The sequence below is a fragment of the Sphingomonas sp. AP4-R1 genome (assembly GCF_013113735.1).
GTDB lineage: Bacteria > Pseudomonadota > Alphaproteobacteria > Sphingomonadales > Sphingomonadaceae > Sphingomonas_I.
The window spans coordinates 4,874,086-4,899,954 of the sequence record NZ_CP053346.1 but is presented as its reverse complement, the minus strand read 5'-3'; the positions used below and the strand labels follow the sequence as shown (position 1 = coordinate 4,899,954).

The window sequence follows — 25,869 nt, the reverse complement described above, 5'->3', positions numbered from 1 at the left end:
CGAACCATTACCGCCAATGACCTTCTCGCTAAGTGACGCGCAGCGCCCGGTTTCCTAAAGGGGTACTGTTCGGTCAAGATCTAAACTAAAGCTAGATGACAGCCAGTCGCGTCAAGCTGATGACGTCAAGGGTATGGCAACTGCTAGGGACGATCCATCTGGGAGAAGTGCGAACGTGGGGAGGCTGTTCGCCGTTCGGGCATGATGAACAAAGGTCCGATGTCCGGAAACGGGGGGAAGCATCTCCAATGTCCGCTATTGGGTCAAATTCGATCGCCTAGTATCGTCTGCTCGTTAGCTGGTAAATTCTGTCAGCCGTAATGGGGGAGGTTCAGCGGGTGGTTGCGCGGGAAGCGGTGGCTTGTTGCGTACTGATGTGCAGCGGCGTGACACTTCTGGCAGAGCATTTGAAAGCCGCCGTGCTTTCGACGATTCACCGATCCTCGCCGCAGCACGTGGTGAAGGTGCTCGCCAGTCTTACTATACGGGCACCCCGCCAGCGCTTCGCAGGCGTGTCGATGAGCAGCGCGATAGTCGCGTTCGGCAGCATTGTCCTGAGCCATATTACAAGTGTGACGTTCTGAAGCTTTCAGATCGGTTAAGGCCGGAGGCGTAATGAATGTTTGTTTCGCTGTGCCCGTGCCGCAAAGTGAAGAATAGTGCGCCTTGGGCGAACGTCTCCCGCCGGGAAAGGATAGAGAAGGACTGAGAGCCCGCAATTGGGTCTGAAACAAGTAGTCTGATAGACGGAGAAGAGCAGCGCGATCCTAAAAACTGCAGACGAATGTCGGAGCAGGTTGAGCGACAATGTCTGCTTCCGAGTCTGAGGGGCATCTCAGCTTCCGACCGCGATCTGACGCCCGGTGCCTAGTCGGAAGGCCAAGCCGATGCTTGTTTCACATCGTCACTGACAATTCTGCTGGCGAGCAGCAATGGTTACCACTTCCAACCGCTCCCCCAATATGCGCTGGGCTCCGGTCGTCAGATGAAGTCGGTCCTCCTTGCGAGGCAGGCCTCCAGCATCAACCATGAACACGCACCGCAGATGCACGTTCGACTGCAGCGACTGGATCAGCGTCCAGCTCGGAAACTTGGCAAAATCGCCTTTGTTGTCAGGGCGGTCGCCGATCCGAACGAAAAGGATCGGCAGACGAGGGGCGCTCAACCTGTCTCTGAATGCCGCGACCATCTCGCTGAAGCGACGCGGCCATTGCTCGGCTTCCGCCGAAGGTGTCTCCGCATCGCTTTCGCCCTGATACCATAAGATTCCTGCAAGACGTCCGCCGGCTTCTTTGACGCGCGCGATGCATGATCCGAACAGGCTCGACCGGCTTTCGTCCGGCTTCCAGCGCGAGATCGAACTTCCCCCTTTCGCGCAGGGGACAAGCGTAATCGGACGGCGCTGCTGGCGCCGGAGCGTTCGGGCAAAGGTAAGACCTGGGCCGACTGCCGGGAGGGCATTATCAGACGAAACCTCGTCGACCTGGCCCGTCGCATCGTCGAGTGGATCGAGGGCAGGGCGCCAGCGCCCATCGTTGCCGTAAAGCATGATGCCGGGGTCGACGACCTTTTCGTCTGGTCTTAGATCCGCGAGCAGGCCACGACCGGACATGTTCGACTGGCCTGCCAGAATGTAGACATCCGGTTTCTGGCCGACGGCAGCACCGGGAGCGGTCATCAGGCTCGCCAGCAAAACCCTGCCCATCCAGCCTGCGTTTGCCATGATCCAATCTAGCGCGATCCGAAGACAAGAGCAAAATCCGCTGCAAGCTTGGCAAGAGCGCCAGCGATCGTAACCGAAGGCCGAGACCCGCAAGGGGCTCGGTGGCGAGGCGCGCCGAGCCATAGAGCGCGATCGCGCGTTAGCGCGAGGCGTCAATAGCGTGATCGGCAACTATTCGGGCATTCTCAACAGTGTATCCAAAGTGACACCTAGAGCGGTCGCAATGCGCTGTGCCGTGTCGATGGTTGCAGAATATTGGCAGCGCTCGAGCGAGCTTACGTATGTCCGATCGATTTCTGCCGCATCGGCCAAGGCTTCTTGCGACATGCCTCTAGCAGATCGCAGCGTACGCATATTGAAAGCCAAAATCTCACGGACGTCCATCCGCCAGAACAGATGCTGTTGATGAGTATTTCTCCACGGAGTATACTCGTCAATCAGTCATCAGGGTCAGTCCAATTTCGCCGATCCGAGGCTGTAGGGAATTGGTGGTGAGAACGAACAGACCGTCTTTGCCGCGAGCTCACATCCTCTCCACCGAGCCGGTGGACCTGGACTTTTCCGGAAGCTCGCTCGTCGACCTGTATCGCCAGCATGGCGACTGGCTTCGCGCGGCCGTCGCCAGACGCCTACGCATCTCGCCGGCCGATGCTGACGACATCGTCCAGGACGCCTATCTGCGGATCGCCCGTCAACCGGACAGGCAGATTGATCGTCCCCGCGCATTGCTGTCGCAGATCGCGCTGAACCTGTTCCGCGATCGCCGTCGGCGCGAGGCGGTGCGCAGTGAGCATGCGCGCTCGATCCAGGCTTCTCCGCCGCCGCCCTCCAACGCCGAACTCCTGGAGCAGGACTTGGCGCTCGAGATGGAGCGGCTAGTGCTGGCGATGCCGGAAAAGATGCGCGACGTGTTCGTACTTAGTCGTTTCCGGCACATGACGAACCAGGCGATCGCCGATCATCTGGGCGTGTCGATTAAAACCGTCGAATGGCGTATGAGCAGGGCGCTCGATTTCTGCGTGCGCAGGTTGCGGGACTAGGGCGGCGCCATTTCGATGGATGGAACGGTGGACGACGGCGACGAGGTACGCGCCCAGGCGGCGGAGTGGTTCGCGCGCCTGAAGAGCGTGCCCGTCTCGCGTGAGACGCTCGAGCAATTCTTCGAATGGCGGCGGGTCGGCACGCATGGCGCGGCGTTCGACGCGGTCGAGCGCGTCTGGTCGGCCGCGGGCGCGGCTGCCGATCGTCCGTCGATCCAGGCGGCGACCGAGGCCGCGCTCGGCCGGGGCAGGAGGGCAGGGCTGCCCTGGTGGCGAGCCTGGCGCTGGCCGCTGGCGGTGGCCGGCCTGCTGATCGCAAGCGGCGGAGGTCTGTCGGTTCTGTTCCTGACCGACCGGAGCCAAGCCTACGCGACCCAGGTGGGTGAGCAGCAGATGATCACGCTCGAGGATGGCTCGAAGGTGACGCTCGATACCGACACGCGGCTGACTGTCCATTACAGCCATTCCCTCCGGAGAATTTCGCTCGAGCGGGGACAGGCGTTCTTCGTCGTCGCGCATGCGTCCGACCGGCCGTTCGTCGTCGAGGCGGAGGGGGCAAAAGTGCGTGCGACCGGCACGCGGTTCGAGGTGCGCCGCGTGGGCGATGCGACGGCGGTGACGTTGGTCGAGGGCAGTGTGGAGGTGACCGACGCGGCCGCCCACCAGCCGACGCGCCTGACGTCGGGCGAGCAGTTCGAGCTTCGAGGCAAGACGGCGCCCCGGGTTCACCGCGTCGATGTCGCGGCCGATACGGCTTGGCGGCGGGGGCGCATCATCCTCGACAAGGTGACGCTCGCCGACGCGGTCGCCGAGGTGAATCGCTATACGCGCACGCCGATCGCGCTCGATGCGGCCGGTTATGCCGGCAATCGCTTCAGCGGGTCGTTCCACACCGGCGACACGAAGAGCTTCGTGACAGCCGCGACCGCGCTCCTGCCGCTGAAGGCCGATCCTCGCAGCGACGGCCGTGTCCATCTGGTCGCGTCCGCGGAATCCGGCCAAAATTAACTTGCATTGGCAGGCTTAGGGTCTGCTCTTTGTCGGCGCGTCTTTCCTGCCGAAGAACCGCATGTCCGCGGTTCCGCCCGGTCAAAACCGGGGCAAGGGGGGACAAGGTCGATGACGATGGGGAAGCGCGTCGGGCGCACCATAGGCTGTTCGGGGCTCGGGTCCGTGCTGCTGGCAGGGGCACCGGCGATGGTCGCGCACGCACAGAGCACACAGGCAGGGCATGTCTTTGCGATCGCGGGTGGCCCGCTGCAGCAGGCGCTGACGGCCTATGCCGCGACCACCGGCATCCAGCTTCTGTATGCCAGCGAACTGGTCGAGGGGCGCACCGCGCCGCGGCTGGTCGGGCGCTACACCGACACCGACGCGCTGAGCCGATTGCTGGCGGGGAGCGGCATCGGATCGCGCCGTGTCGACGAAAAAGTGGTCGTGCTGGAGGTCGATGCACGCCCCGCGCCCGCGCCGGGCACGCCGCAGCGAACCGACGACAAAGGCGCGCTCGCCGAGGCGGAGCCCGCACACAGCACCCCGGTCCCTGCACCGCCCCGCACTTCGGACGCGAGCGATGCCCGCCGCGACACCATCGAGCCGATCGTGGTCACCGGATCGCATATTCGCGGGGTTTCGGCGGGGACGCCGCCGGTGATCCGGTTCGATCGCGACGATTTCGACCGGCGCGGTTATGCGACGGTCGGACAGGCCCTGCAGGCGCTGCCCGGCAATTTCGGCGGGATGGCGACCGAGCAGAGTGCACAGACGCTGGCGGACCGGACGGGCAGCAATGCAACGCTGGCGACCGGCGTCAATCTGCGGGGGCTGGGGGCAGGGGCCACGCTCGTGCTCGTCAACGGGCAGAGGCTGGGCGGCTCCGGCACCGAGGGCGCGTTTGCCGACGTCTCGACGATCCCGACCGGCGCGCTGGACCGGGTCGAGATCCTCGAGGATGGCGCCTCGGCCATTTATGGCTCGGACGCGGTCGGCGGTGTCGTCAACATCCTGCTGCGGAGACGCTTCACGGGCGAAGAGAGCCGGCTGCGTTTGGGCACGGTGACGAAAGGCGGCCGACGGGACGTGCAGGCCGGCCAGACGCTGGGCAGGCGCTGGTCGGGCGGCGGTGCGATGCTCGCCTATGAATTTGGCCGCACCGGTCGTCTCGCCAATCTCGATCGGCCTTTCACGCGCTCCGAGGATCTGCGCTCGCTCGGCGGCACGGACCATAGTTCGATCGTGAGTGCGCCCGGCAATATTCTGGGCATCGATCCCCGGACCGGTGCGCTGGGCGTCACCTACGGGATCCGGCCGGGCAGCAATGGTGGTGCGCCGCAATTCGCCGCCGGCAGCGCCAATCGGGAGGACAGGCTGGCTTATGGCGACCTGATTCCGCGCCAGACCCGGCACAGCGCCTATGCCGCCATCGACCAGGAGATCGCCGACGGGATCACGCTCACGGCAGATGTGCGCTACAGCCACCGGGCGTTCGAGGCGCATCTGCCGCCGGCTCTGGCGGTGGTGACGATCACGCGGGCCAATCCCTATTTCGTCTCGCCGACGGGGGCGGCCTCCGACATGATCGCCTATTCGATGGGGCCTGAGGCGGGCGCGATCCGCAATCACGGCTTCAGCGAGGCGCTGGCCGGCTCGGTCGGGCTCGATGCCGAACTCGGGCGGGACTGGAAGCTGCGCGGCTATGGCGCGTTCGCGCAGTCGCGCGAACATTATCGATCGGACAATCAGGTCAATACGGCGGCGCTGGCGGAGGCGACCGGCAGCGTCGCCGACGATCCGACGACGCCGTACAGCACCCCGCGCGACGGCTATTTCAACCCCTATGGGGCGGGATCGTCCAATAGGGCGACGACGATCGCTTATATTACGAGCGGCTTCAGCGACATCCGGGTGCGGACGCGGGTGCTGAGCGCGCATGTCGATGCCGATGGCGCGCTGATCGCGCTGCCGGCCGGTGACGCGAAGCTGGCGGTGGGCGGTGACATCCGGCGCGAAAGCTTCGCCACGCTCGGCACGGCGCCATCGGGCGGGGCCGGCGTGCGCACGCTCTATGACATAGGAGGGCATCGGCTGGTGACGGCCGGCTTTGCCGAACTGGCGGTGCCCTTGTTTGGAGCGGCCAATGCCCGTCCCGGCGTCGAGCGCCTCGATCTGTCGGTCTCCGGCCGGGTCGAACAGTATCAGGCGATCGGCACCACCGCCAATCCCAAGGTCGGCCTGTCGTGGGTACCGCTTTCCGGGCTGACGGTGCGATCGAACTGGGGAACATCGTTCCGGGCGCCCAATCTGCGGCAATTGCGGGCGGGCCAGGTCTATTCGGTCAGCACGTTGCGCAGCCTGACGGGCGCGACCGTGCCGGTCATCCAGCTCACGGGCGGCAATCCGGATCTGAAACCGGAAAAGGCGCGCTCCTGGACGGCGGGGGTCGATATCGTGCCCGCGCCGGTTCCCGGCCTGTCGCTGCATGCGACCTGGTTCCACACCATATTCCGCCAGCGGATCGCGACGCCGGCCAATGACAATTTTTCGAATGCGCTGCGCGATCCCACGCTCGCGCCGTTCGTCGAGACGGTGTCGCCCGTGACCAATCCGGCCGATCTCGCCCGGATCAACGCGCTGTACGCCGACCCGGCGTTTCGGGCGAGCAGCAGCGGCTTTCCGCCGACGAGCATCGGCGCGATCGTCGACACGCGCAATTCGAACACCGGCCGCGTGACCGTGAGCGGGCTCGATCTGACGGTCGGCTATGCCCTGCCGGTCGGGGCCAACCGCTTCGACCTGTCGATGACCGGGACCTATTTGGATCGCTGGGACGAGAAGGTCACGCCGACCTCGGCTTCGGTCGACCGGCTCGACCAGATCGGACGGCCGCTGAGTGTGCGCGGGCAGGGCTCGCTCGGCTGGACGCGGGGCCGCGTCAATGCGCTGGCGACGCTCCATCATGTGACCGGTTATCGCGATCCGACGGGGCGCCGGATCCACGCATGGGATACGGTCGACCTGCAGGTGGGCGTGAGGATTCCGGCGCGTGCGGGATGGCTCGGCGGCACGTCGATTGCGATTGCAGCCAGCAATCTGTTCGACACCGCACCGCCCTTTTACGACAATCCGAACGGCTATGGCTATGATGCGACCAACGCCGACGCGCTCGGTCGCTATGTGTCCCTTCAGCTGACACGGACATGGTGAGCAGATGGGCGAACCTGACCGCCCTGTGGGGCTGCATCGCCTGCTCGGTTGCGACCGGATTGCTTGCGCGGCCTTATACGGTCGACGACCTGATCCGGACCGAGCGGTTTGGCCGCACCCTGGTCGCGCCGGGCGGCCGCTGGCTGATCGTCGAGCGCCTCGGCGCTCTCGACCAGGCCGATCCTGTCGAGGAACTGGCGCTCAGAACCGCACGCTCGAGCCTTTACCGGGTCGATCTGGCGCATCCGGGGCCGGCGCAGCCCATGTTGGGCCCCGGCGAGAATAAAGGCACGATCGCGCTGGGTTTCTCGCCGCAGGGTAGCCGGCTCGCGATCGGGCGGCTGCAGGACGACCGCTGGCAGCTCGGCGTGGTGACGCTGGCGACCGGCGCGGTGCGCTGGTTCGCTGTGTCGCCGGATTATTCGTCGTGGCGGGCGACATTGGGCTGGGCCGGGGAGGGGAGACTGGTGCTGATCGCCCAGCCGGACGGCCGGCTGCCCTGGGTGCTGGGCGGCGACCGGCGCAGCCAGGACGCGCAGATCGCGGCGTGGGCGACGATGCGGGCAGGGAACGCGCCGTCGGCGACGATGATCGGGAGCGGCCGCTATCGTCAGGAAACACCGTCACCTGCCGCAACCCGGCTGATCGCGCTCGACATCGCAACCGGCGTGCAGCGTGAACTGGCGACCGGACTGCTCCAGTCGATTGCGGTGGCGCCCGACGGCCGGCATGTGGCGCTGGTCGCCGAGGGCGCGGTCATTCCGCCCGATCCGGGCAGGCTGGTGCGCCCGAGCGACGATCCTCGCCATCGCACGCTGCAATTGATCGAGATCGGGAGCGGGCACAGCTGGGCGCCATGCGGAGCCTGCGATGTGCCGTTCGATCCGCCGCTCTGGTCGCCGCAGGGACGCGACTTGCTCTTCTACGCGCGCGATCCGGACAGCGACTGGCAGGCGGGCAAGGTGCGGCGGGCGGATGTCGATGCCAAGCGGGTGACCGCGATCGATCCGGCGTTTCGCGCCAGCGTCCGCACCGCCGATGCCTTCTATGCGGCGGTCGCGCTCGGCTGGATGGGGCGCACACCGGTCGCGCTGGGCCACATGGATCCCCATGCTCCGGCGGCCTGGTATCGGCTGGACGGTCGGCCGCGCGCCTTGGCGCGTGCAATGGAGGAGAGGGCGCCGACCCTGGTTCGCACGCGGGAGGGCGTCCCGCTGCTGCTGTCCCGCGATGCGGCCTGGCGGCTGACGCCAAGCGGACCGCGTCGGATCCTGGGCGACATGCCGGCGATCGGCGTGTCGCCGACGAGCATCATGGGTGGGGAAACCCGGTCGACGGGAAGCGCGATCTTCGGATGGCGCGCCGCGCAGGATGGACGGATGGTGGTGGCCACGGCCGCCGGGTCGCTGTCGATCGCAATCGGGGGACGCGCATTCCGCCCGCTGGCGGTCAGCGCCGGGCAGCGGGCCGTTGTCGGGACCGTGACCGACGACCGCGGGGTTGCCGATCTGCTGGTGTTGCGCCCCGGCAAGCCGCCATTGATGGCCGCGCGGGTCAATGCGATGCTCGCCGATGTCGAGGCACCACCGCCCTTGTCCTTGCACCATCGCCTGCCCGATGGCCGATCGGTGACCAGCTGGCTCTATCTGCCGGACCGGGCACCGGCGTCGCGCCCGCCGCCGCTCGTCGTGGTCGCTTATGCCGGCAGCGTGTCCGGCGAGACGCCCCCTGCGGGCTGGGGGCCGGGTGACGGATCGCCCCAGACGAACATCGCCGTGCTGCGCGGCCACGGCTTCGCCGTTCTTCAGCCGAGCATGCCGATGCTGCCGGTGACCGACCGGTCTTATGATTTTGCCGGTCAGATCGGGTCTGCGGTGGATGCCGCGGTCGCCACGGGCCGGGTCGACGGGCAGCATGTCGGTCTGTGGGGGCATAGTTTCGGCGGCTATACGGCCGCGACGACGGCGACCGAGACCGACCGGTTCAAGGCGATCGTCGTCTCGAACGGTATTTATGACCCTGCGAGCTTTCGCGGCACGTTCGCGCCGCAAAGCCGGCTGGATCCCGGTGCCAATGTCGGTCTGGTGACGCAGGCCGGATGGACCGAGACCGGACAGGCTCATCTGGGAACCGTGCCCTGGTCCGACCCGGCGCGATATATTGCGCACAGCCCCGTCTATCAGGCGGGGCGGATCCAGACCCCGCTGCTGATCATCGCCGGTGACCGCGATTTCGTCTCGCTCAACCAGGGCGAGATGCTGTTTTCGGCGCTGGACCGTCAGAACAAGGATGCGCTGCTGGTCAGCTATTGGGGCGAGAATCACACGCTGGCGAGCCCGGCCAATCTGCGCGATTGCTATGCGCGCATTCTCGCCTGGTTCGACACCTATCTGGGCACGGCCAGCGGTGCGGACCAGCCGGCTCGATGAGGATGGCGCCGGTTCAGCGCGCGAGGTCGCCGAGTGAATAGCTCGTGCTGCGCCCGCCCGCTGCATCTTTCCGCAGAAGGCCGCGGGCGACGAGATCGGCGATGTCGCGCGAGGCGGTGTCCTGGGATGTCTTGGTGATGACCGCCCATTTCGACGAGGTCATTTTTCCTTCGAAGCCGTCCAGCAGGCGGTTCAGCATCGCCCGCTGGCGATCGTTCAGGGCCTCGGCGGCGACAGCCTCCCAGAAGCGCGCCTTGCGGAGGACATTTTCCAGGACGATTTCGGCACCATCGAATGCGCGGTCCAGACAGGACAGAAACCAGCGCAGCCAGTCGGAGATGTCGAGGCTGCCTTTCTGGGTCGCTTCCAGAATGTCGTAATAGGCTTTGCGCTCGACCCGGATCTGGGCGGACATGCTGTAGAAACGCTGCGGGCTCTCTTCGGAACGTGCCAGCGCCATGTCCGCGATCGCGCGCGCGATCCGGCCGTTCCCGTCATCGAAGGGATGGATGGTGACGAACCAGACATGCGCGACGGCGGCCTTGAGCACGGGGTCGATCGCCGTTTCCGTCTCGAACCAGTCCAGGAATGTCGCCATTTCCCGGTCGAGACGATCGAAGGTGGGCGCCTCGAAGTGAATGGTTTCCTTGCCCGGAGGCCCGGAGACGACCTGCATCGGGCCGGATTGCTCGGTCCGCCAGGCACCGACGACGATGCGGCTCATGCCGCTGCGGCCGGTCGGAAAGAGGGCCGCATGCCAGCCGAACAGGCGTTCGGCGGTCAGCGGCTCTGCATAATTCTGCGTGGCATCGAGCATCATCTCGACCACGCCTTCGACGTTGCGATCGGGGATTTTCAGACCGGCGGCATCCAGCCCGAGCCGGCGGGCCAACGACGATCGCACCTGTTCGCGATCGAGCGCCTCTCCCTCGATCTCGCTGGAGGTGGTGACCTCCTCGGTCAGCGTTTCGAGAACCGCTTCGGCCCGCAGGCCAAGCCCGAGCCGTTCCATTCGGCCGACGAGACGACCCTGACGCCGGCTGACGGCCGCGAGCTGGGGCGCAAGCTCGTCCTGCCGCCAGTGAAGGCGCGGCCAGTCCGCCTGCTCGTGGATATATCCTGCCATATTCGCCGCTCCGGTTGCGGAGAATATTGCAACTTTTCTCCGCACGGGAAAGCCTTATCTCCGCATGATGTGCGGAAATAAGGGCGCATAATCTCCGCACGGAATCGAGCACCCCGGCTAGCCGCGCAGGACGCGCCGGGCGGAGACCCTTTGCAAGATCGAGGAAACGGGACCCACACTACGCGGGGGAGGGCGGCGTCCTTGCATCGTGCGGCACTTACTCCGCTGCGCTTTGCCAACTCCAGTCGGTCCGCGCCTGACGCTTCGTCTCGGCGATGACCGCCAGCCAATGCCGGACCCAGCGCTCCATGAACAGGATCGAATAGATCTCCGCATAGATGTTGCTTTCCATCAGCCGCTCGATGGTGAGGCAGGTCTCGAGGGCCGTCAGGTCGAGGATCTGATGGCGGGCGAGCGCACCTCCGAGCAGATAGTCGCGCAGGAACGGCAGGCTTCGCGCGAGCATCCGGCCGTAATAAGCGGTCACGCTGCCCTTGCCGCGGCGCGCGATCACCTCGGGCGGGAGCCGCCGGGCATAAGCCGACCGGATCAGCGCCCGGTCGCGGGTCGCGCAGGTGAGGTCGAAGGCCGACAGGCTGGCCATCCGTTCGACGAGCGGCTGGGACAACAGGGGATGGACCAGCGTCATCGTCTCGCTCGTCCACGACGGCGCAAAGCGCGCGCGGGTGGCGGCGAGATTGAGAATCTGCAGCTGCTTGGCGGGCGCGAGATCGGCGGCGGCCGCGCGCTCGTCGGCGAACGCGCCCTGATGCGGAATCGCCTGGCTGACCAGATCGAGCGGGAAGTCCGGTTCGAAGGAGAGCCGGCGACGGCGGGGCATCAGCGCGTGGGCCGCGATCGACCAGGTTGACCGGCCGGTCCAGCGGGCGAGCGACGGGATCGCGGCCAGGCGCGTCGCCAGCGGCAGGGGGCTCGCCCGCAGATCGCAGGCGATGAGCGGGGTCGCATATTGGTAGAAGACGGCATCGCCGCCATGGCCGGTGAACAAATGAGTCGCGCCCAGCGCCTGGCCGCGATGCGCGAGATCCTGGTCGTGAAACAGGCTGAGACTGGCGAGGCTCGGGCGTGCTCCCACAGGTATGGCGTCGACCAGGACGGCGTCTATGGGCCGCTCGATCCCGCAGACCTCGTCACAGGGCAGGCCCAGCTGCCGAGCCACGGCGCGGGCGGGGATCCGTTCGTCGCCCGGCGCATCCGGTCCATAATAATGAAACCAGCGCGCGACCGGTTGGGGCTGGCAGCGCCCCAAAGCGGCGGCGACGATCGCGCTGTCGAGCCCCCCGGACAGTTCGGCGATCGCCCGATCGACACCGCCGGCCCAGGCGGTGACGCAAGCGTCGATGAGATCGGGCAGGCTTTCCGCCGGGGTGCGGGGCCAGTCGAACCGCCGATGGGCGGCGCCCGCAAACGACCACAGCCGCTCCGACCAGATGCCATCGCTGGACGCGCGCAGAAGCGTTCCGGGCGGAACGACGGTCAGGCCGAGCAGCGGCACCGCCTCACCACCCGAGCCCGGAAAGCGGAGCAGCTGGCCGACACGCGGCCAATCGATGCCGAGGTCGTCGGGCGGGGCCATCGGCAGCAGCAGATCCGGGCGGGAGGTAGCGATCCTGATGCCGGACGCCGCCCATGTCAGGCAATCGAGCGTCCCGATCGGGTCGCGAAAGAGGGAGAGGGTGTGCGGCGCGTTCGGCTCGATCCCCAGCGCGACGTAGCCGCCCCAGCACGCATCGCGCAGATGCCGGCAGAGCGCGCCGAACGCGTGTCCCTTGACCAGGAGACGGCCCGCTGCCGAGCGGCTGTGTGCGGTCGCCTGCCGGTCGAACAGGGGACCGACGACCACGCGATCCGTGGTGACGTAGGGCCGGATCATGTCGGACGGCGTGCGGGGATCGTGCATCAGCGCCCAGCCCGGAAGATCGATGGCGTGACGCCAGTCGGCAGCCCGCAGGGCGGCCACCACACGACCGACCCGGGTGACCGCCTGACTGTCCCCCACATCCCAGCGGAGCGCGGCAAAGCCGATCATATCCGTGTCGGCTCGACGACCAGGATGGGCGCGAAGCAGGCGATGCGCTCGCGCCGCTCGCCCAGCAGGACGGTGTCGGCCGCCACCCAGCAATGCGCTTCGAACGGGAAGGCGGAGACGCCGAAGATCCAGTCGGCAGCGAGGCCATGGGCGGCGAGGAAGCGCAGAAGAAACTGGGCGCGGAACAGGCATTGGATGCGGAACGGCAGGTACAGGCATAGATGCTCGAACCGGGCGAGGACCTGGCCATAGAGCGCGGCATCGGCGTGTCGGCCCACATGCCGCCGCCGGGCCAGCGCGACCTGCCGGGCTAGGCTGGTCGTCCCGAAGAAGAGCAGGGTGGCCGCCAATGCGACCAGGAAGCGCAGCACGCTCGCCAGGGACGGCCTCGACGACGCAGCGTGGGGCAGATCCTGCCAGACGGGTGCGGCAGGCTCAGGCGCATCGGATCCGCCTGCCGGGCCGGTCTCATAGTCGAAGCTGTAGGTGTCGGCCTCAAGATCCAGATAGACGATCCCGTCTGCCAGCCGAGCCTGGAAGACGCCGTCGGGCGCAGAGGGCGTGATCGCTCGGGCCATGGCCTGTCCCCCGCAAAAGACGGCGCCGGCGTGGAGCCGGCGCCGCAGGTTCAACCGTCGTAGCGGCCGCCGAGGATCGGCTCGTCCTGGTCCCCGACCACGCTGGCCTTCGTCTTGATGCGGGCCGAGCCGAGGGCGATCAGCTTGCGCGGTGCTTTCTGGTCTTTCTTCATGATCTCGTCCTTTGCAGTGGAGTGTCACGACAATCGTGACCTGCTGGATGTTCTTCACCAACCAACAACATGCAAAAGATATTCATGATATATTTGTGATCATCTGCGGGTGCGCCCGAGCTCGAGCGCGAAATGGTGGGCGAGATCTCGCCGTCGCTGATGAAAAACCGCAATTTCGTGGGTCATCGCGTCGCGCCTGTCTGTCGCGCAGGCCGCCATCAGGCGTGCCAGTTCGGTCTCCTGGTCCGGGATCGCATCAGCTTCCAGTCGTCGCAGGGGCTTCAGGCGATCATCGAGATAGCGCCGGACGTCGCGCACGATCGCATCGTCGGCGTGCTGGCCCAGAGCATCGAAGACGGACCAGGCGTCGAAGACATCCGTCGCCTCGATCGTGGGCAGCGCCGTAAGGGCTGAGACCGCACGGGCGACGCACATTTCATGCAGGGAAAACAGCTGCGCGATATCCCGCGCGTCGAGGCGCGACAGATAATAGCCCTCGCTACGGCGCTGCTCGACGACGCCTCTGCCGGCCAGGCGCGACAGGGTTTCACGAAGGGGCGTCGTGCTGAGGCCCAGCCGGTCGGACAGGGCCTTGATCGCGATGCGGTCGCCGGGGCGGTAGGCGCCACCGACGATCTCGGCGAGGATGAGCGCGTGGATCTGCTCGAGGGAGCGCACAGGGCGGGGTTCGGCCATGCCCGGCATGTTGCATGGGCGCTTGGATCATTCTGCGCTGCGATCGCCGTGACGCTGGGCGGCAGGCGTTGCCGAAGACCGATCAATACAGAAGTGGTGACGATATTCCGCCGCTTTGGAGCGGGTTTTCCACATGAGACCCTCGGTTGCCCTCGACTCGTCCTGTCATTTTTCTGCAATATCGCCGGATACTCCGAAACTGCATCGCTCTTGTGCCGCGGTATGCTGCACTGCGGTGCAGGTTTGATCAGCTCTTGCTGGAGTGACGTTGCGTAAAGGCTGCATGCCATGAAGCATTCGTTGGAGATCGGCGCTGACGCCGAGATCGTATCCCAGGCGCTCCGGGCCATCCGCCGTAAGCGGACCATGACGGCATCCGCGGTCGCGGACGCCATGGGGATGGCATTGCGCACGTTCGAGGAGTTCGAGGCGGGGCGAGGTCCGATCACCTTTGCCCGAATCTGTGCCTTCACCGAAGCGACGGACAGCGATCCCTTTGCGCTGATGCTGTGCGCGCCCTTCAAGACGCCAGCCTTCGCCGTCGACTGCGCCGACACCAAGCTGGTCATGATCATGATGATGCATCTCGAGGAGTTCGTGGAGCGCGAGGGGAGCTATATCGTGTTCCTCGAGCCGCCTTACCTGATCGGCGGCTTCGAGCGCGTGTTTCGCGAGTTCAGCGGGAAGCTGTCGGATCGCGAGAATTTCCTGCAGAACTGGTTCGAGAAGCGGACCGGCTCGATCGGCCTGTCGGCCCTGCGCTTGCGTGAGAGACGTCGCCGCTCGGCAAAGCCCTGACGGGCGCGCCTCAATCCGCCGGCATGGCAAACAGGTCGAGATAGCCGCCCTGAACAAGGGCGAGCGCCTGGCGGATGAGGCGGCGAACGCGGGAGCGCAGGTGATCGGTACCCGCATTCCAGCCATGCTCGACGCGCGCCTGCCCGAACAAAGCGATCGCGACGCTCCTGTGGCGGGCGTCGACCGCCAGGGCATCGAGCGTCTGTATCAGGAGCAAGCGTCGGGCCAGCGCCGGGCGATCGGGGATGCTGCCGCTGCACGGGCTGCCGGTCTGGAGAAGGTCTGTCAACCTTCTCAGCGCCAGCAAATGCTGCGCGAACTGCGGAATGTTGGTCAGCAAGAACTGGAGCCGGACGGGGCCGGTCAGCAGGCTTCCCTGGACGACGCTCAGTCGAACCGAGCGGTTGTTCGGACCCAGCAGCAGTTCCTCGGCGCATCCCTGCCGGGTCAGCACCACCGCCGGGATCGGCAGCGCAAACAGATCGAGACTCGCCGGATCCCCTGGAGGGGCCGGCACGGCGATCGAGGGGACCACGAGCGGATCGAGCGTTCGTGCCCAGAAAAGCTGTGCGCGGTCGGCTGGCAAAGCGGGGTCCTCAGCGAAAGAGGAGACCTCCTGAACTGGGGCCCTCGTGCGAGGTGATGCGCTCGATAGCCTGGCCGAACCGGCCGTACCAACGCTCGCGATCGACGGCGCGATGCGCGGCATAGTCCGATCTGCGTCGCAAGATCTCGCAGGCAAAACCCGATGCGCCGGCAAGGCAATCGATCCTCACCTGGGCGCGCGGCACGAGCGGATCCTTTGGGACGGCAGCAGGCATGGACGGTCTCCAAATTCGGCGACGTCACAAGAGCATCCGATCTGATATCCGTGATATATTCGCCGGATATTCCGGCGATTTCTGCACCTTATCGGCCGCGACCCGCAGATTGCGTCGTCCTGTACACAGGATTGGCTAAGAACCGCTTCAGGCTCTTTGCGGTCTTGCTGCAATCAACGTGACGTGTTTCGATTCGCGCGGAGGAAGGCTGCGCCGTGGCTACGCTCGAAGCGAGTGGGCCCCGGTGCCCTACAGCACAGCCATGGGCAGTGGCTCGACCTGCCCAGAAAAGGCCCACACGCCTGTGAACGGGTGGGCCCCGGGAACGCGATTGCATTTATCGCGTGATGAGAGATACATCAGAGATGCTAGGATCTGACAAAGTAACGTCGTTAATGATCCCAAAATGAAGAAAGAGATCGCGATGACAGAACAGATCGTTGACCTGAAGGGACTGGCTGCTGAGATCGTATCTGCCCATGTAGCGAATAACAGCGTCGCCAGCGGCGAACTGCCTGTTCTCATCAAGAGCGTTTATGATGCATTGTCGTCGCTCGGGAGCGAGGCGACGTCAGAGGTCCCCGAAAAGCCAAAGCCTGCGGTTTCGATCCGTGCGTCCGTAAAGCCTGATTATATTGTCTGTCTTGAGGACGGCAAAAAACTCAAGACGATGAAACGCTATCTGGCATCGCGTCATAATCTGACGCCGGACCAGTATCGCGCGAGGTGGGGGCTGCCCAAAGACTATCCGATGGTCGCTCCAAACTATTCGGATTTGCGCAAGACGCTCGCCCAAACCATCGGCCTTGGCCGGAAGGAGGCCGTAAAGGTCGCGGCAGCGATAAAACCGGTTCGTGCCGGCGCCAAGAAGGTCGCCGCTAAGGTCGAGGCTGTGGTCGCGACCGCGCCGACGAAGCGGCGTAGGCGCAAACCCAAGGCTGCCTGACGGAGGCTGGCACTTCGGGTGGGAGCACGAACCCGCTGCGCGGGAGGGGTATGTGCGGCACGGTTGAGGTGACAGGTCGAGCGTTGCGCTCGGATTGAGCGCTACGGGAGGCAGGCAGAGCATCGGGGCTCCACGAGAAGGAGCCCTGTTATGACTAGTCTTATTCCGGTTGCCGTCAGCCCTCTGCGCCAGCGTCTCATCGACGAGATGGAGATACGGCGGTTCGGCCGCGAGACGCAGCGCAACTACCTTCGTGACGTCGGGCGGTTCGCGACGTTTCTGGGGCGCTCGCCGGACACGGCCACTGCCGAGGAGGTGCGGCGCTTCCAGGTCGAGCAGCTCGACCTTGGCGTGCCGGTGCCGACGATGAACAGCATCGTGTCGGCGCTGCGCTTCTTCTTCACGCAGGCGCTCGACCGGCCCGACCTGGCGCGCAAGCTGGTCCGCACGCATCATGAGCGCAAGCTACCGGTGGTGCTGAGCCAGGACGAGGTGGCGCGGCTGCTCGACGCGACCACGTGTCTGAAGCATCAGGCGGCGCTGTCCGTCGCTTATGGTGCGGGGCTGCGTGCGGCCGAGGTCTCGGCCCTCAAGGTGCGCGATGTCGACAGCGAGCGTATGCTGCTCCGGGTCGAGCGCGGCAAAGGAGGTCGATACCGCAATGCCATGCTCCCTGTCGGGTTGCTGGACTTGCTCAGGGAGTGGTGGAGGGTCGGTCGCCAGGAGGGGGTGTTGCATGTCGACGGATGGCTGTTCCCCGGACAGCATTATCTCAAGCCTCTCAGCACCCGTCAGTTACACCGCGTCGTCGTCGAGGCCGCCCTGGCGGCAGGTATCGGCAAGCGGGTCGGGCCACACACGCTGCGGCACTGCTTCGCCACGCACCTGCTCGAGGACGGGATAGACGTCCGCATCATCCAGGCGCTGCTTGGCCACGCCAGGCTGGATACCACCGCATTCTACACCAAGGTCGCCACGCGGACTCTGCGTAACGTGGCCAGTCCGTTTGACAGGCTGGGAGTGACCGCCATGGAGGGAAGGTCGCCTGGCGGCTGAGCTGGCGTGCGCGCCTCTCTCGAGGTCGCTGACATCTTCCGCGCCGCCGGCCCTCCATACCGGGCCGCTCATGCCGGGCACCTGAGCCTCGACCAGCTCAAGGTAATGTCGGCGATAGAGACCTGCCGAACCGCCGTCATGGGCGGGCATGTCGAGGCCTGCACCGACTGCGGGCACTGGCGGGTCGCCTATAACAGCTGTCGTAACCGGCACTGTCCCAGGTGTCAGGGGGCAGCCGCACGCACCTGGCTCGCCGAGCGCCAGGCCGACCTGCTGCCGGTCGGCTACTTCCACGTCGTCTTCACGCTGCCGGCCGAGGTCGCCGACGCCGCCTTCCAGAACAAAGCCGCCATCTACGGCCTGCTGTTCCAGGCGGCGTCCGAGACGATGACCACCATCGCCGCCGACCCGAAGCATCTTGGCGCCCGCATCGGCATGACTACCGTGCTCCATACCTGGGGTTCGGCCATGACCCACCATCCGCACATCCACATGATAGTGCCCGGTGGTGGCCTCTCTCCAGACAGAAGCCGCTGGATATCCTCACGCCCGGCCTTCCTCCTGCCGGTGCGCGTGCTCGGCAAGCTGTTCCGCCGGTTGTTCCTGACCCGACTGATGGCGCTCCACGAGGGCGGCCAGCTCGGCTTCTACGGCAGCCTCGCCCATCTCGCCGACCGGCGTGCGTTTCTGCGCCACCTGGCACCGGTCAGGAAGAAGCGTTGGGTCGTCTACGCCAAGCCGCCCTTCGCTGGTCCCGAGGCGGTACTCGCCTATCTGTCGAGATACACCCACCGGGTTGCCATCTCGAACAGCCGCCTGATCCGCTTCGACGAGACCGGCGTCACGTTTCGCTACAAGGACTATCGCCGCGGCGACGCCGACCGCCAGCAGGTCATGACGCTTGCCGCCGACGAGTTCATTCGCCGCTTCCTGCTTCACGTCCTGCCCAAAGGTTTTCACCGCATCCGTCACTACGGCCTGCTCGCTGGCGCTACCCGCAAGGCCGGTCTCGACACCATACGCCGGCTGCTCGGCGTAGCGCCGGCGTCCACCGACGATGTCGCCGTGGAGCCGCCGGATACATGCCCTCCATGCCCCTGTTGCGGCGGGCACATGGTCATCGTCGAGACCTTCGAGCGCCAACGCCAGCCTCGCGCACCACCGGCGCCTGCAATGCCGCCCGGGATACGTGCGCCATGACCCGGCATGGCCCGACCCCAACCAATCTCGCGGTGCTTGCATCTGCGGAAGCAGCCGAGCCTGTGCCGGTCTCTGTCAGGGCTGCCGGAACAGCCCATGAAACCCGGCCACCGCCATCTGCGAATATCTCTCGCCGCCCAAATTCAGCCGGTCCGCATTGGCGGACACGCCCATGCCTGCCGTGTCGCCCCAACCCTGAGGCAGGGCTAAAACCGAAAACCCCATAGCGCACCGCCTGCAGCCCGCGGGTTCGTGCTTCCACGACTTTCGTACGCCTGCCGGCGCCCGAAACTCTTCAGGAAAACGGAATGGCCGGTTTGGAGCGCGGACATGCGATTCCGGCCGTTCGTTCAGGCGATAAAGGTGAACTGCAGCGCTCGCCCACCAGTCTTCGAATGCGCGTGCGGCCGACGCCTGGTTGATCGTGCTGTACATGAGATCGGTGACGCGAAGCCAAATTGCTTGGGCACTTGGCCCCTCGCGAATCGGTACCGACGTTCAAGCGCGGACGCTTCACGATGTGCGGCTGGCATCACTTATTGCTGGCGGGCGAGTGGCAACCGCGCCAGCTAGCGTCGCCATTTGGTCCAGCTTCGCGGTTCGCATAGAGCTTGGCTTATGCGCATGAACCGACCGCCACTATGACGATCGACGGCTTCCTCACCGTTCTGACGCTCGTCGCCGCGATCCTCGCGTTGATGACACCCGTCCAGCGGCTTCGCATCTCGCTGTCCGGGGTCGGCCAGCTCGTCCTGGCGGCCGTCGCCGGCCTCACCATCCTCTGGCTGGAACTCTGGCAGCCCGTGCTCCACTGCCCGGCGTCGCTCGGCCGGTTCTGCGACGTGATTGCTCTTCCCGACGATGTCGCCCGGCGTGACGCCTTCCTGATCGTGTTGGCCTGGGGCGCGCTCGCTTATGCGCTGCATCGGCTTGGCCGGCCGCGCGTCGCGTCGGTGCCCGCGCTGGCCCGCGTGGCCCTCCCACTGCTCGATGCTGGCAAATATGAGGACTTCCTGCAGCTCGTCCTCCCGCAGCGACCATTGCTGTTGACCGCCAGCCGCCGACGCGGCCGCTGGCAGGCGCTGCACGATTGGCTCGATCTTTTCGGACGGCCCCCTAACAAGTGGCTCGACTTCGCCGGCCACGAACCGCCGCCGGGACAGAAATATCCCAAGCGCGTTGCGGCGGCGGTGCGCTTTATCGCTCGCGCGGTGCCCGCGCAGCGCCTCGCCACTCAGGCCGCCGACGATCTGCTGCACGCTCTGCTCACCTCCGTGCCCTTGCTTGACCATTTCGTGCAGGTTCGCCCGCACGATGCGCTGCCGCTGATGGAGCTCGGGTTCCATTCCGGCCGTGATTTCACCGACCAGATCCTGACCCGGCTGATCGCCACGCCTGGCAGCCTGCTCTATCGCGAGCTCGAGCAGAACCAGAACCTCACCTATCCCGTCGGCTACGAGCTGCCTGAACGGAACCGCATCCTGCGTTTCCTGTTCGTTGACGCGCGGCGCGCCGAGCGGCTGCAGGTGTGGAGCCCGATCGGCAATTATGTCTCGCGGCTGATTGAGGGCCGCGAACGGACAGATTATCACGCTTGGCTAAACGGCCCGGGCAGCGGGTTTGAGGAGGTGCAGTGGCGCGATCCGGCCTTCTGCGGCTTCTTCTATTTCGACATCATGGTCACTGCAGGCCTCGCCCAAGGCATCGAGTATCATATGTGGCTGCCTTATTTTCGCAGCTTCATCGAAGGCTTGGAGAGCGCCTACGATTCCGACAAGCTGGGGGTCGATCGCGAGGCCGAATTTCCGACGCGAGCAGCACGGCTGCTCAGCATGGCCTTCGATACTTTGATCGGTTGGGTCGAGGGGTTCGCGAAGGTCGGCGAGGACAGTCCGCACCGCGTCTTCCCCGACCGCCATGCCTATCCCAATAGCAGCATCCCGCTGACCGCCTCCGTCATCCTCGCCGATGCGCTGCGTACCGTACTCTTGAGCACCTCGATCGACGACCGGGTCGCCATGTCCTTGAACGAGAGTGTGATGCGGATGATCAGCCAGCTTGATGTCGAAGATTTTGAAGGACGCTTGCGCGCCTGGATCATTGAGGACGTGGCCAAGGGTGGCAACCACAACCCCGGCAAACTCTACAAAAGCCGGCTACGCGAGGCGTTCGGCCGCGCTGATCCTATGCTGCAATATGGGCTCGACGATTATGCCAAGGCGATCGGCTACGAGCAGCAATGAATAGGCGGGGGGAGGGGAGGCCTCCACTGCCGCCGAGCCCAAGGTCTTGGCAGCCCCCTTCCGCGGTGAATCTGGCCCCGTAACGCCCCGTTTGGACGCGCTGGGCGACGTTGGTGGATTGAGCCTGCGGCGCTATGAGGCGGCCGCCGCCGACCGATCGCCGGCCTCCGCGGAGACGGCTTTCGACCCACGTTCCGCCGTCTGCTCTGAACGCACTAATGGCCGCTACTGGTCGAACCCGACGTTCGTCATGGGAAGCCGAATGCCAGAGGTTGATCGCGTTCCGTGCTGGTTTAGGTGCGCTCCCCAGCAAACTTCCAGTTAGCAAGTCTATCAAAACGCGAACCTTCCGAGGGACGTGCTGGCTCTGCGGGCGCCCGTCGCGTCGAACGGATCTGCGGCGAGGTGCGCAAGACGGTCTGCAGCGCGGTCTGAGACGGTCCAAGCGGCGATCCTGTATACTGATCGAACCCTTCGCGCACGTCCGGCGGGCGTTTGCCATCCCATGCTCATTTACCGGGCCGACGCCTGAACACCACCTTCTCGGGCGTGTCCGTGACCAGATCATAGGGCGCCCAGGTCATATCCTCGATGAGATCGGTCCGATCCGTCACCATGTGACGCACCATCGGGAACTTGGTGAACTGCCCCGCCACGGTCCTGTTGATGCCCCGGGCGATATTCGGCTCCATCTCGACGTTGGCGAAGGCGCCGCCGAAATCCCCGACGATCACCGAGACCATCGTATGCGGATCAACCATGAGGACGCGCTGGAACGCCTTCATTCCCGGGAGCGGCAGATCCATCGCCGGATGCGGCTCCATCGGTGCGGCGAAGGCTGGCGTCGTGGTCGTGCGAAGCCGGACCGGTGACCTCGCGACCATGATGATCGATCGATCGTAGTCGAAAGCGAACTGCCGCAGCGTCATCGCGTTGAACATCTGCTTCCTGAAGTCCGGGTTCGCCCGAAGAAACGCATACATCTCTCGCTCCTCGTCGCTGAACTCCATGTCCGAGTTCGGGTCGACCGCCATCTCCGCGAGCTCGTCGCCCGTCTGCAGATAGTGCGGCGTGCGTGCCTCGAGGTGCCGCACGAGCGCGTAGAGGATCGGTCGGTCGTCCCGATCGAGGAGATCGGATCGTCCGGAGGCAATCTTGGCCCAGGTGTCGCTCTGGCTTATTGGCGTCTCGATCCTCCGGTTTATGTCGGTCTCGACCGAAACCGGCCTCCCATCCTCCATGTGCACGTAGAAATCGCGCTCGTATCCGAGGCCCCGGATCGAGCGCTCCTTCCAGATCGCGCGGTCGCCCTCCTTGGCCACCGTGGCGATCTTCGTGCGGGCTTCGTCGAGCGCGAAGTTCCGCAGCAGGAACTGCGGGACAACATGATGGTCGCGGGGCTCCCCCATGTTCAGTCTTCGTCCAAGCCTATTCCAGCTTCTTGTTCTCTGAAACCGCCTCTGCGTGCGCCGGTCTCTTCAGCAGTTTTTCGATTTCTGGAAGAATGGTGTCGGATAGCATTTTTTCGGCCCACGCGGAGAGATCTGGATCGGAGCTTCCCTCCAAGGCATGCAGCGCGTTGTGGGCGCGAACCAGCAGGACCGCGCTGCTCTCCGCCAGCATCACCGAGAGGAAGTCGTCCAGATCTCGCCATTCACGCGCGAACAAATGCCGCATCGACATGGTAATCGGGTCCGCCAAGGCATGCTCGCGAGCCAGCGTCTCGCCGTGCTCACCAAGATCGTGCACCATCACGTCCAATGGATCGTTGCTCACGTGCACGAGCGGGAACGGGCAAGTCCCGAGCTCGAGCAGCAACGCGAGATCGACACGATCATACCACTTGGACCCTGACGCCATTGGAACTCGGGTCAACTGCGCGAGCATCGCCCACGACGTGAGACCGCCGTATGTCTGACCGAGACCTTCGGCGGGATCGGACTTCATCGTCTCGCCGATAGCGACCCCGTTCTTATCGCTCGGCGTAATACCACCGTCATCGTCCATGTTCAGATAGAGCAGACTGCCGTCGCGAAGGGCGAGCGCGATCAATGCCGCACCCATCTTGCGAACCTCTGGGCGGTCCTCGAGCAGATGCTCGATCACCAGCCGTGGGAAATAGCCTAGTCTTTGGGTGCAATCGACGATCGCCTGCGCGCCGATGACGTCACCGAGGAAGAGACCCGAGCACACGTCGGACAGCCACGCCGCAGCGTCGGCGGGATCGCCGAGTCTGCCCTCTAGTTCGCGTGAGACTACGTCGCAAAGCTCGGCCATGAAGAACTTAGGCACGGTGGTGATCAACACGTCTTCGCCACCCGCGTGGCGGTATTCCCGGGCCCAACCATCTCGAACCAGCACGTCCATCGCGGCCCGACCAATCTGATCGAGATCGTCGATCGGAATGATGAAGCCTCCAATCTGGCCAAGAGTCAGTTCCGCAGACTTACGATTCGTGCTGCTGACCAGAGCTCTCGCCAGATCTCGAAGAGGCCGCTGAATCTCGGTGAGCCCCTTAAGCCGCGCGCGGGCGATCCAGACGATCTCGACGCCGACCGACGCTGGAAGCCTGATCTCACGACCGTAGGGAATCTTCTCAGGGACATCGCTGACCTCGGCTCGCAATATCCAAGGTAGGCGGTGCGCTCGAGAAAGCTCCGCCCCCCGGTCGAAGCCGACACCTGCCTTCTTCAGCAAAGTCGTCGCTGCGCGAAATTCGTTGTCGGCCAAAGGTCCCAGCTCGATCCCGAAGGCATCCTCGCTGAGCGCCGAAGCGTCACGGCCCGACGTCAGCAGATCGTCCGACCTCTCCGTCGTAACCAGGAACTTCAGCCGGTCACCGAACCCAGCTTCCGCGAAGCTCTCGAGCTCCTTTGCGATTAGCGAGTCCTTGGTGACACCATCTACAGCGATCACGAGTGCTGGACCGTCGGCCTTGGATGCAAACCGGCGGAGCCACGATCGCGCATCCTTCGCCTCGATCTCCCAGCCGAGCTGCAGCGTTAGCACGTCGGCCAGCCGCTCGAAGAGGCTCGACTGCGCCACCGATGCCCTGACGAACAGCATCGCGTATTTCGGATCGACCTCGTCCGTCACGACCGCGAAGGATTTGAGCGCGTTCGTCTTGCCGGTTAGAGGCCCCCCTTCGATGATGAACGTCTTCGCTCCCTTGTCGAACGCGGCGACCGCCGTGAAGGCCGCCTGTCTCAGAAAGTGAAAGCGGCCGAACGGCTTTCGGATGTCGCCGTCCCGGGTGCTCAGCCTGTCGATGATCTTGTCGGACGCCATCTGCACTGCGGGCGCCCAGACGGACGAGTCCGTCCCGAGAAGCGCCTCGATCGCCGATTGACGTTTCTCCGCCGCGATCTTCGATGCGTTGGCGAACAGTTCCTGGAGCTGGTCGGCCTCGACGCTGTCTCCAGCGAGATCCTCGCCTGTGTAGGCGTCGATCAACCAGGTATTGGTGCCGTTGGTGACGACCACGAGCGGCGCCGGGTCGTCGAGGACCCGCGCGTAGTTTCTACCCTGATCCACGTCGTCGCGGGTCAGCTTCACACCTGCGCGCTTGAGCTCGACAACCGCGATCGGCTTGCCCTTGTGGTTGAGGATGATGTCGGCACGCCCCTCCTTCTTCCACTGCGTGTCACCCTTCACCACGATCTCGTTCCGGCCGAAGCGCAGAACGAGTCTGGTCTGATGGTCAATCTCGCCAGGCGCGATATGTGGAAAAATCTTCGGGAGCTGAGCGCTGAGGTGGGCTTCAAGATCGGCTTCAGGCGGTGTCGTCATCGATGCGTTTCCGTAGGATTGTCGAAGTGGCGTTGATTTTTCAGGTGGCCATGGGCGTTCAACCCGGGGGCCGCACCTTCGCGGACCGTTCGATCACAAAGGCCCCGGCAGCCTCTATGATCGCCTCGATCATCTTCAGCGTGTCGCGAATGAAGTCCGCGCTCATGTAGAAGATCCATGGTTCCATGGCCCCCTTCTTCGAGGTGCCGCGCTCCGACTTCAGGAACCAGCCGTCGGGCCACCCAGCCACGTCCTCGTCGAACTTCGCACGTTCATCGACCGGCCATTCAAAGCCGTTGTGGAACATCTTGTTCCGGTAGCGAAACAGCGCCTCCATGCGGACGTGCCAGCCTGCCGGCAGATGGGCCCCGAGGCCCGTCAGTCCGGCTAGCTGCACGGTGCCCCGGAGTATGTCGGTGCTCCTGGTCAGCTCGCCCTTCCGCTTGCCCTTCCTGACGGTGCCGGCGACCACGTGCGGATCCCACAGTTCGTCAGGCTTGAGCTTCGACCTCGGCTCCTTCAGATCGGCCACCGCCACCAGCTTTTCACGACCGATGGCACGGAAGATCGCGGTCATCAGTGTCTCCACGAGCGGGGCAAGCATCCCGAGCGCCGACATGCTGTGTGCCGCGTCCTGGAAGACGCCGGCATGCATGTTGTCGACCCAGGTGTTCTCAAGGTGCACCGCGTATTCGCCAGAGGCCTTCATCGCCGCCTCCCGTATGTCCGCGACCTCCTTCTGGAGCTCTTCATCCGCCTGCTGCTGGCGCCTGATCAGGCTGCGCACCGCAGCCAGTTGCGCCGTCAGATCGATCTCCTCCAAGAGGAACTCGCCGTGATCCCGGTTCGTGAAGTCGAATTCCATGTTCATCCCCTCCCTTCCAGCTCACTCGGCTGTCCCCGCCACGCGGTTACGCCGGTTCGGGACTGCGCGACACCAAACCCGGACAACGAGCTTAGCGCACATCACCCGCGGGCAGAATCGCAGGCGAATCAAC

At 65.1% G+C, this 25,869-nt stretch carries 21 protein-coding genes; 9 read left to right on the top strand and 12 right to left on the bottom strand.

Annotated elements, in window-relative coordinates; genetic code table 11:
• Positions 1 to 904: 904 nt before the first annotated feature.
• Positions 905 to 1,723, bottom strand: coding sequence for a sialate O-acetylesterase (locus HL653_RS22180; protein ID WP_253717282.1), 819 nt, complete (start codon positions 1,721 to 1,723; stop codon positions 905 to 907).
• A gap of 171 nt (positions 1,724 to 1,894) precedes the next feature.
• Positions 1,895 to 2,050 (bottom strand): helix-turn-helix transcriptional regulator, encoded by a 156-nt coding sequence (locus HL653_RS22175; RefSeq protein ID WP_253718168.1) that lies wholly within the window; start codon positions 2,048 to 2,050, stop codon positions 1,895 to 1,897.
• 218 nt (positions 2,051 to 2,268) lie between these two features.
• Between HL653_RS22175 and HL653_RS22170 the strand changes: the two genes are divergently transcribed.
• The 4 genes from HL653_RS22170 (at position 2,269) to HL653_RS22155 (ending at position 9,395) form a co-directional block, all read left to right on the top strand.
• The gene (locus tag HL653_RS22170) at positions 2,269 to 2,763 is read left to right on the top strand and encodes an RNA polymerase sigma factor (protein ID WP_171746414.1); all 495 of its coding nucleotides are present in this window, start codon (positions 2,269 to 2,271) and stop codon (positions 2,761 to 2,763) included.
• Between the two features lie 27 nt (positions 2,764 to 2,790).
• Positions 2,791 to 3,771, top strand: a complete 981-nt coding sequence (locus tag HL653_RS22165) for a FecR domain-containing protein (protein WP_171746413.1) — start codon at positions 2,791 to 2,793, stop codon at positions 3,769 to 3,771.
• Between the two features lie 111 nt (positions 3,772 to 3,882).
• Complete coding sequence (locus tag HL653_RS22160; protein ID WP_171746412.1) at positions 3,883 to 6,966, top strand: TonB-dependent receptor; 3,084 nt, start codon at positions 3,883 to 3,885, stop codon at positions 6,964 to 6,966.
• Positions 6,960 to 9,395 (top strand): S9 family peptidase, encoded by a 2,436-nt coding sequence (locus tag HL653_RS22155; RefSeq protein ID WP_171746411.1) that lies wholly within the window; start codon positions 6,960 to 6,962, stop codon positions 9,393 to 9,395. The genes HL653_RS22160 and HL653_RS22155 overlap by 7 nt, the downstream gene beginning before the upstream one ends.
• 13 nt (positions 9,396 to 9,408) lie before the next feature.
• On the opposite strand, the gene HL653_RS22150 is transcribed toward HL653_RS22155, so the two are convergent.
• The 5 genes from HL653_RS22150 to HL653_RS22135 form a co-directional block, all read right to left on the bottom strand.
• Positions 9,409 to 10,521, bottom strand: coding sequence for a Fic family protein (locus HL653_RS22150; protein ID WP_171746410.1), 1,113 nt, complete (start codon positions 10,519 to 10,521; stop codon positions 9,409 to 9,411).
• A gap of 217 nt (positions 10,522 to 10,738) precedes the next feature.
• A complete protein-coding gene (locus HL653_RS22145; RefSeq protein ID WP_171746409.1) occupies positions 10,739 to 12,571 on the bottom strand; it encodes an asparagine synthetase B family protein in 1,833 nt (610 codons plus the stop codon).
• Positions 12,568 to 13,149, bottom strand: coding sequence for a lasso peptide biosynthesis B2 protein (locus HL653_RS22140; protein ID WP_171746408.1), 582 nt, complete (start codon positions 13,147 to 13,149; stop codon positions 12,568 to 12,570). The genes HL653_RS22145 and HL653_RS22140 overlap by 4 nt, the downstream gene beginning before the upstream one ends.
• A 50-nt stretch (positions 13,150 to 13,199) precedes the next feature.
• Complete coding sequence (locus tag HL653_RS24520) at positions 13,200 to 13,322, bottom strand: hypothetical protein (protein WP_301337939.1); 123 nt, start codon at positions 13,320 to 13,322, stop codon at positions 13,200 to 13,202.
• Positions 13,323 to 13,421: 99 nt separating this feature from the next.
• Positions 13,422 to 14,018 (bottom strand): GntR family transcriptional regulator, encoded by a 597-nt coding sequence (locus tag HL653_RS22135; protein ID WP_171746407.1) that lies wholly within the window; start codon positions 14,016 to 14,018, stop codon positions 13,422 to 13,424.
• A 300-nt stretch (positions 14,019 to 14,318) separates the two neighbouring features.
• Between HL653_RS22135 and HL653_RS22130 the strand changes: the two genes are divergently transcribed.
• Complete coding sequence (locus tag HL653_RS22130) at positions 14,319 to 14,816, top strand: helix-turn-helix transcriptional regulator (RefSeq protein ID WP_253717280.1); 498 nt, start codon at positions 14,319 to 14,321, stop codon at positions 14,814 to 14,816.
• A gap of 10 nt (positions 14,817 to 14,826) precedes the next feature.
• Here the strand turns inward: HL653_RS22130 and HL653_RS22125 are convergent, their stop codons facing one another.
• Positions 14,827 to 15,525: a DUF2285 domain-containing protein gene (locus tag HL653_RS22125; protein ID WP_171746405.1), complete on the bottom strand. Its 699-nt coding sequence runs from the start codon at positions 15,523 to 15,525 to the stop codon at positions 14,827 to 14,829.
• Between the two features lie 536 nt (positions 15,526 to 16,061).
• On the opposite strand from HL653_RS22125, the gene HL653_RS22120 reads away from it, so the two are divergent.
• From HL653_RS22120 to HL653_RS22110, 3 genes are all read left to right on the top strand, one after another.
• Positions 16,062 to 16,583: a MucR family transcriptional regulator gene (locus tag HL653_RS22120; RefSeq protein ID WP_253718166.1), complete on the top strand. Its 522-nt coding sequence runs from the start codon at positions 16,062 to 16,064 to the stop codon at positions 16,581 to 16,583.
• A 150-nt stretch (positions 16,584 to 16,733) separates the two neighbouring features.
• Positions 16,734 to 17,639 (top strand): tyrosine-type recombinase/integrase, encoded by a 906-nt coding sequence (locus HL653_RS22115; RefSeq protein WP_171746280.1) that lies wholly within the window; start codon positions 16,734 to 16,736, stop codon positions 17,637 to 17,639.
• Positions 17,640 to 17,645: 6 nt separating this feature from the next.
• The gene (locus tag HL653_RS22110) at positions 17,646 to 18,839 is read left to right on the top strand and encodes an IS91 family transposase (RefSeq protein ID WP_171746279.1); all 1,194 of its coding nucleotides are present in this window, start codon (positions 17,646 to 17,648) and stop codon (positions 18,837 to 18,839) included.
• Positions 18,840 to 18,914: 75 nt separating this feature from the next.
• Here the strand turns inward: HL653_RS22110 and HL653_RS22105 are convergent, their stop codons facing one another.
• Positions 18,915 to 19,274, bottom strand: coding sequence for a hypothetical protein (locus tag HL653_RS22105; protein ID WP_171746403.1), 360 nt, complete (start codon positions 19,272 to 19,274; stop codon positions 18,915 to 18,917).
• A 206-nt stretch (positions 19,275 to 19,480) separates the two neighbouring features.
• On the opposite strand from HL653_RS22105, the gene HL653_RS22100 reads away from it, so the two are divergent.
• On the top strand, positions 19,481 to 21,082 hold the full coding sequence (locus HL653_RS22100) for a hypothetical protein (RefSeq protein ID WP_171746402.1): 1,602 nt from the start codon (positions 19,481 to 19,483) through the stop codon (positions 21,080 to 21,082).
• Between the two features lie 509 nt (positions 21,083 to 21,591).
• Here the strand turns inward: HL653_RS22100 and HL653_RS22095 are convergent.
• Genes HL653_RS22095 through HL653_RS22085 form a run of 3 tightly spaced genes read right to left on the bottom strand, consistent with a single transcriptional unit; the run spans position 21,592 to position 25,736 of the window.
• Positions 21,592 to 22,491, bottom strand: a complete 900-nt coding sequence (locus HL653_RS22095; protein ID WP_171746401.1) for a DUF4238 domain-containing protein — start codon at positions 22,489 to 22,491, stop codon at positions 21,592 to 21,594.
• 19 nt (positions 22,492 to 22,510) lie between these two features.
• On the bottom strand, positions 22,511 to 24,871 hold the full coding sequence (locus tag HL653_RS22090; RefSeq protein WP_171746400.1) for a type I restriction endonuclease: 2,361 nt from the start codon (positions 24,869 to 24,871) through the stop codon (positions 22,511 to 22,513).
• 58 nt (positions 24,872 to 24,929) lie between these two features.
• Positions 24,930 to 25,736 (bottom strand): hypothetical protein, encoded by an 807-nt coding sequence (locus HL653_RS22085; RefSeq protein ID WP_171746399.1) that lies wholly within the window; start codon positions 25,734 to 25,736, stop codon positions 24,930 to 24,932.
• Positions 25,737 to 25,869: the final 133 nt, after the last annotated feature.

Coding starts and splice junctions, on each gene's coding strand:
- HL653_RS22125 (WP_171746405.1), bottom strand. CDS start 15,525: ATGCCGCGCATCGCGCCGTCGATCGCGAGCGTTGGTACGGCCGGTTCG.
- HL653_RS22155 (WP_171746411.1), top strand. CDS start 6,960: ATGGTGAGCAGATGGGCGAACCTGACCGCCCTGTGGGGCTGCATCGCC.
- HL653_RS22160 (WP_171746412.1), top strand. CDS start 3,883: ATGACGATGGGGAAGCGCGTCGGGCGCACCATAGGCTGTTCGGGGCTC.
- HL653_RS22090 (WP_171746400.1), bottom strand. CDS start 24,871: ATGACGACACCGCCTGAAGCCGATCTTGAAGCCCACCTCAGCGCTCAG.
- HL653_RS22120 (WP_253718166.1), top strand. CDS start 16,062: ATGACAGAACAGATCGTTGACCTGAAGGGACTGGCTGCTGAGATCGTA.
- HL653_RS22150 (WP_171746410.1), bottom strand. CDS start 10,521: ATGGCAGGATATATCCACGAGCAGGCGGACTGGCCGCGCCTTCACTGG.
- HL653_RS22135 (WP_171746407.1), bottom strand. CDS start 14,018: ATGGCCGAACCCCGCCCTGTGCGCTCCCTCGAGCAGATCCACGCGCTC.
- HL653_RS24520 (WP_301337939.1), bottom strand. CDS start 13,322: ATGAAGAAAGACCAGAAAGCACCGCGCAAGCTGATCGCCCTCGGCTCG.
- HL653_RS22175 (WP_253718168.1), bottom strand. CDS start 2,050: ATGTCGCAAGAAGCCTTGGCCGATGCGGCAGAAATCGATCGGACATAC.
- HL653_RS22140 (WP_171746408.1), bottom strand. CDS start 13,149: ATGGCCCGAGCGATCACGCCCTCTGCGCCCGACGGCGTCTTCCAGGCT.
- HL653_RS22145 (WP_171746409.1), bottom strand. CDS start 12,571: ATGATCGGCTTTGCCGCGCTCCGCTGGGATGTGGGGGACAGTCAGGCG.
- HL653_RS22085 (WP_171746399.1), bottom strand. CDS start 25,736: ATGGAATTCGACTTCACGAACCGGGATCACGGCGAGTTCCTCTTGGAG.
- HL653_RS22115 (WP_171746280.1), top strand. CDS start 16,734: ATGACTAGTCTTATTCCGGTTGCCGTCAGCCCTCTGCGCCAGCGTCTC.
- HL653_RS22180 (WP_253717282.1), bottom strand. CDS start 1,723: ATGGCAAACGCAGGCTGGATGGGCAGGGTTTTGCTGGCGAGCCTGATG.
- HL653_RS22095 (WP_171746401.1), bottom strand. CDS start 22,491: ATGGGGGAGCCCCGCGACCATCATGTTGTCCCGCAGTTCCTGCTGCGG.
- HL653_RS22105 (WP_171746403.1), bottom strand. CDS start 19,274: ATGTACAGCACGATCAACCAGGCGTCGGCCGCACGCGCATTCGAAGAC.
- HL653_RS22100 (WP_171746402.1), top strand. CDS start 19,481: ATGACGATCGACGGCTTCCTCACCGTTCTGACGCTCGTCGCCGCGATC.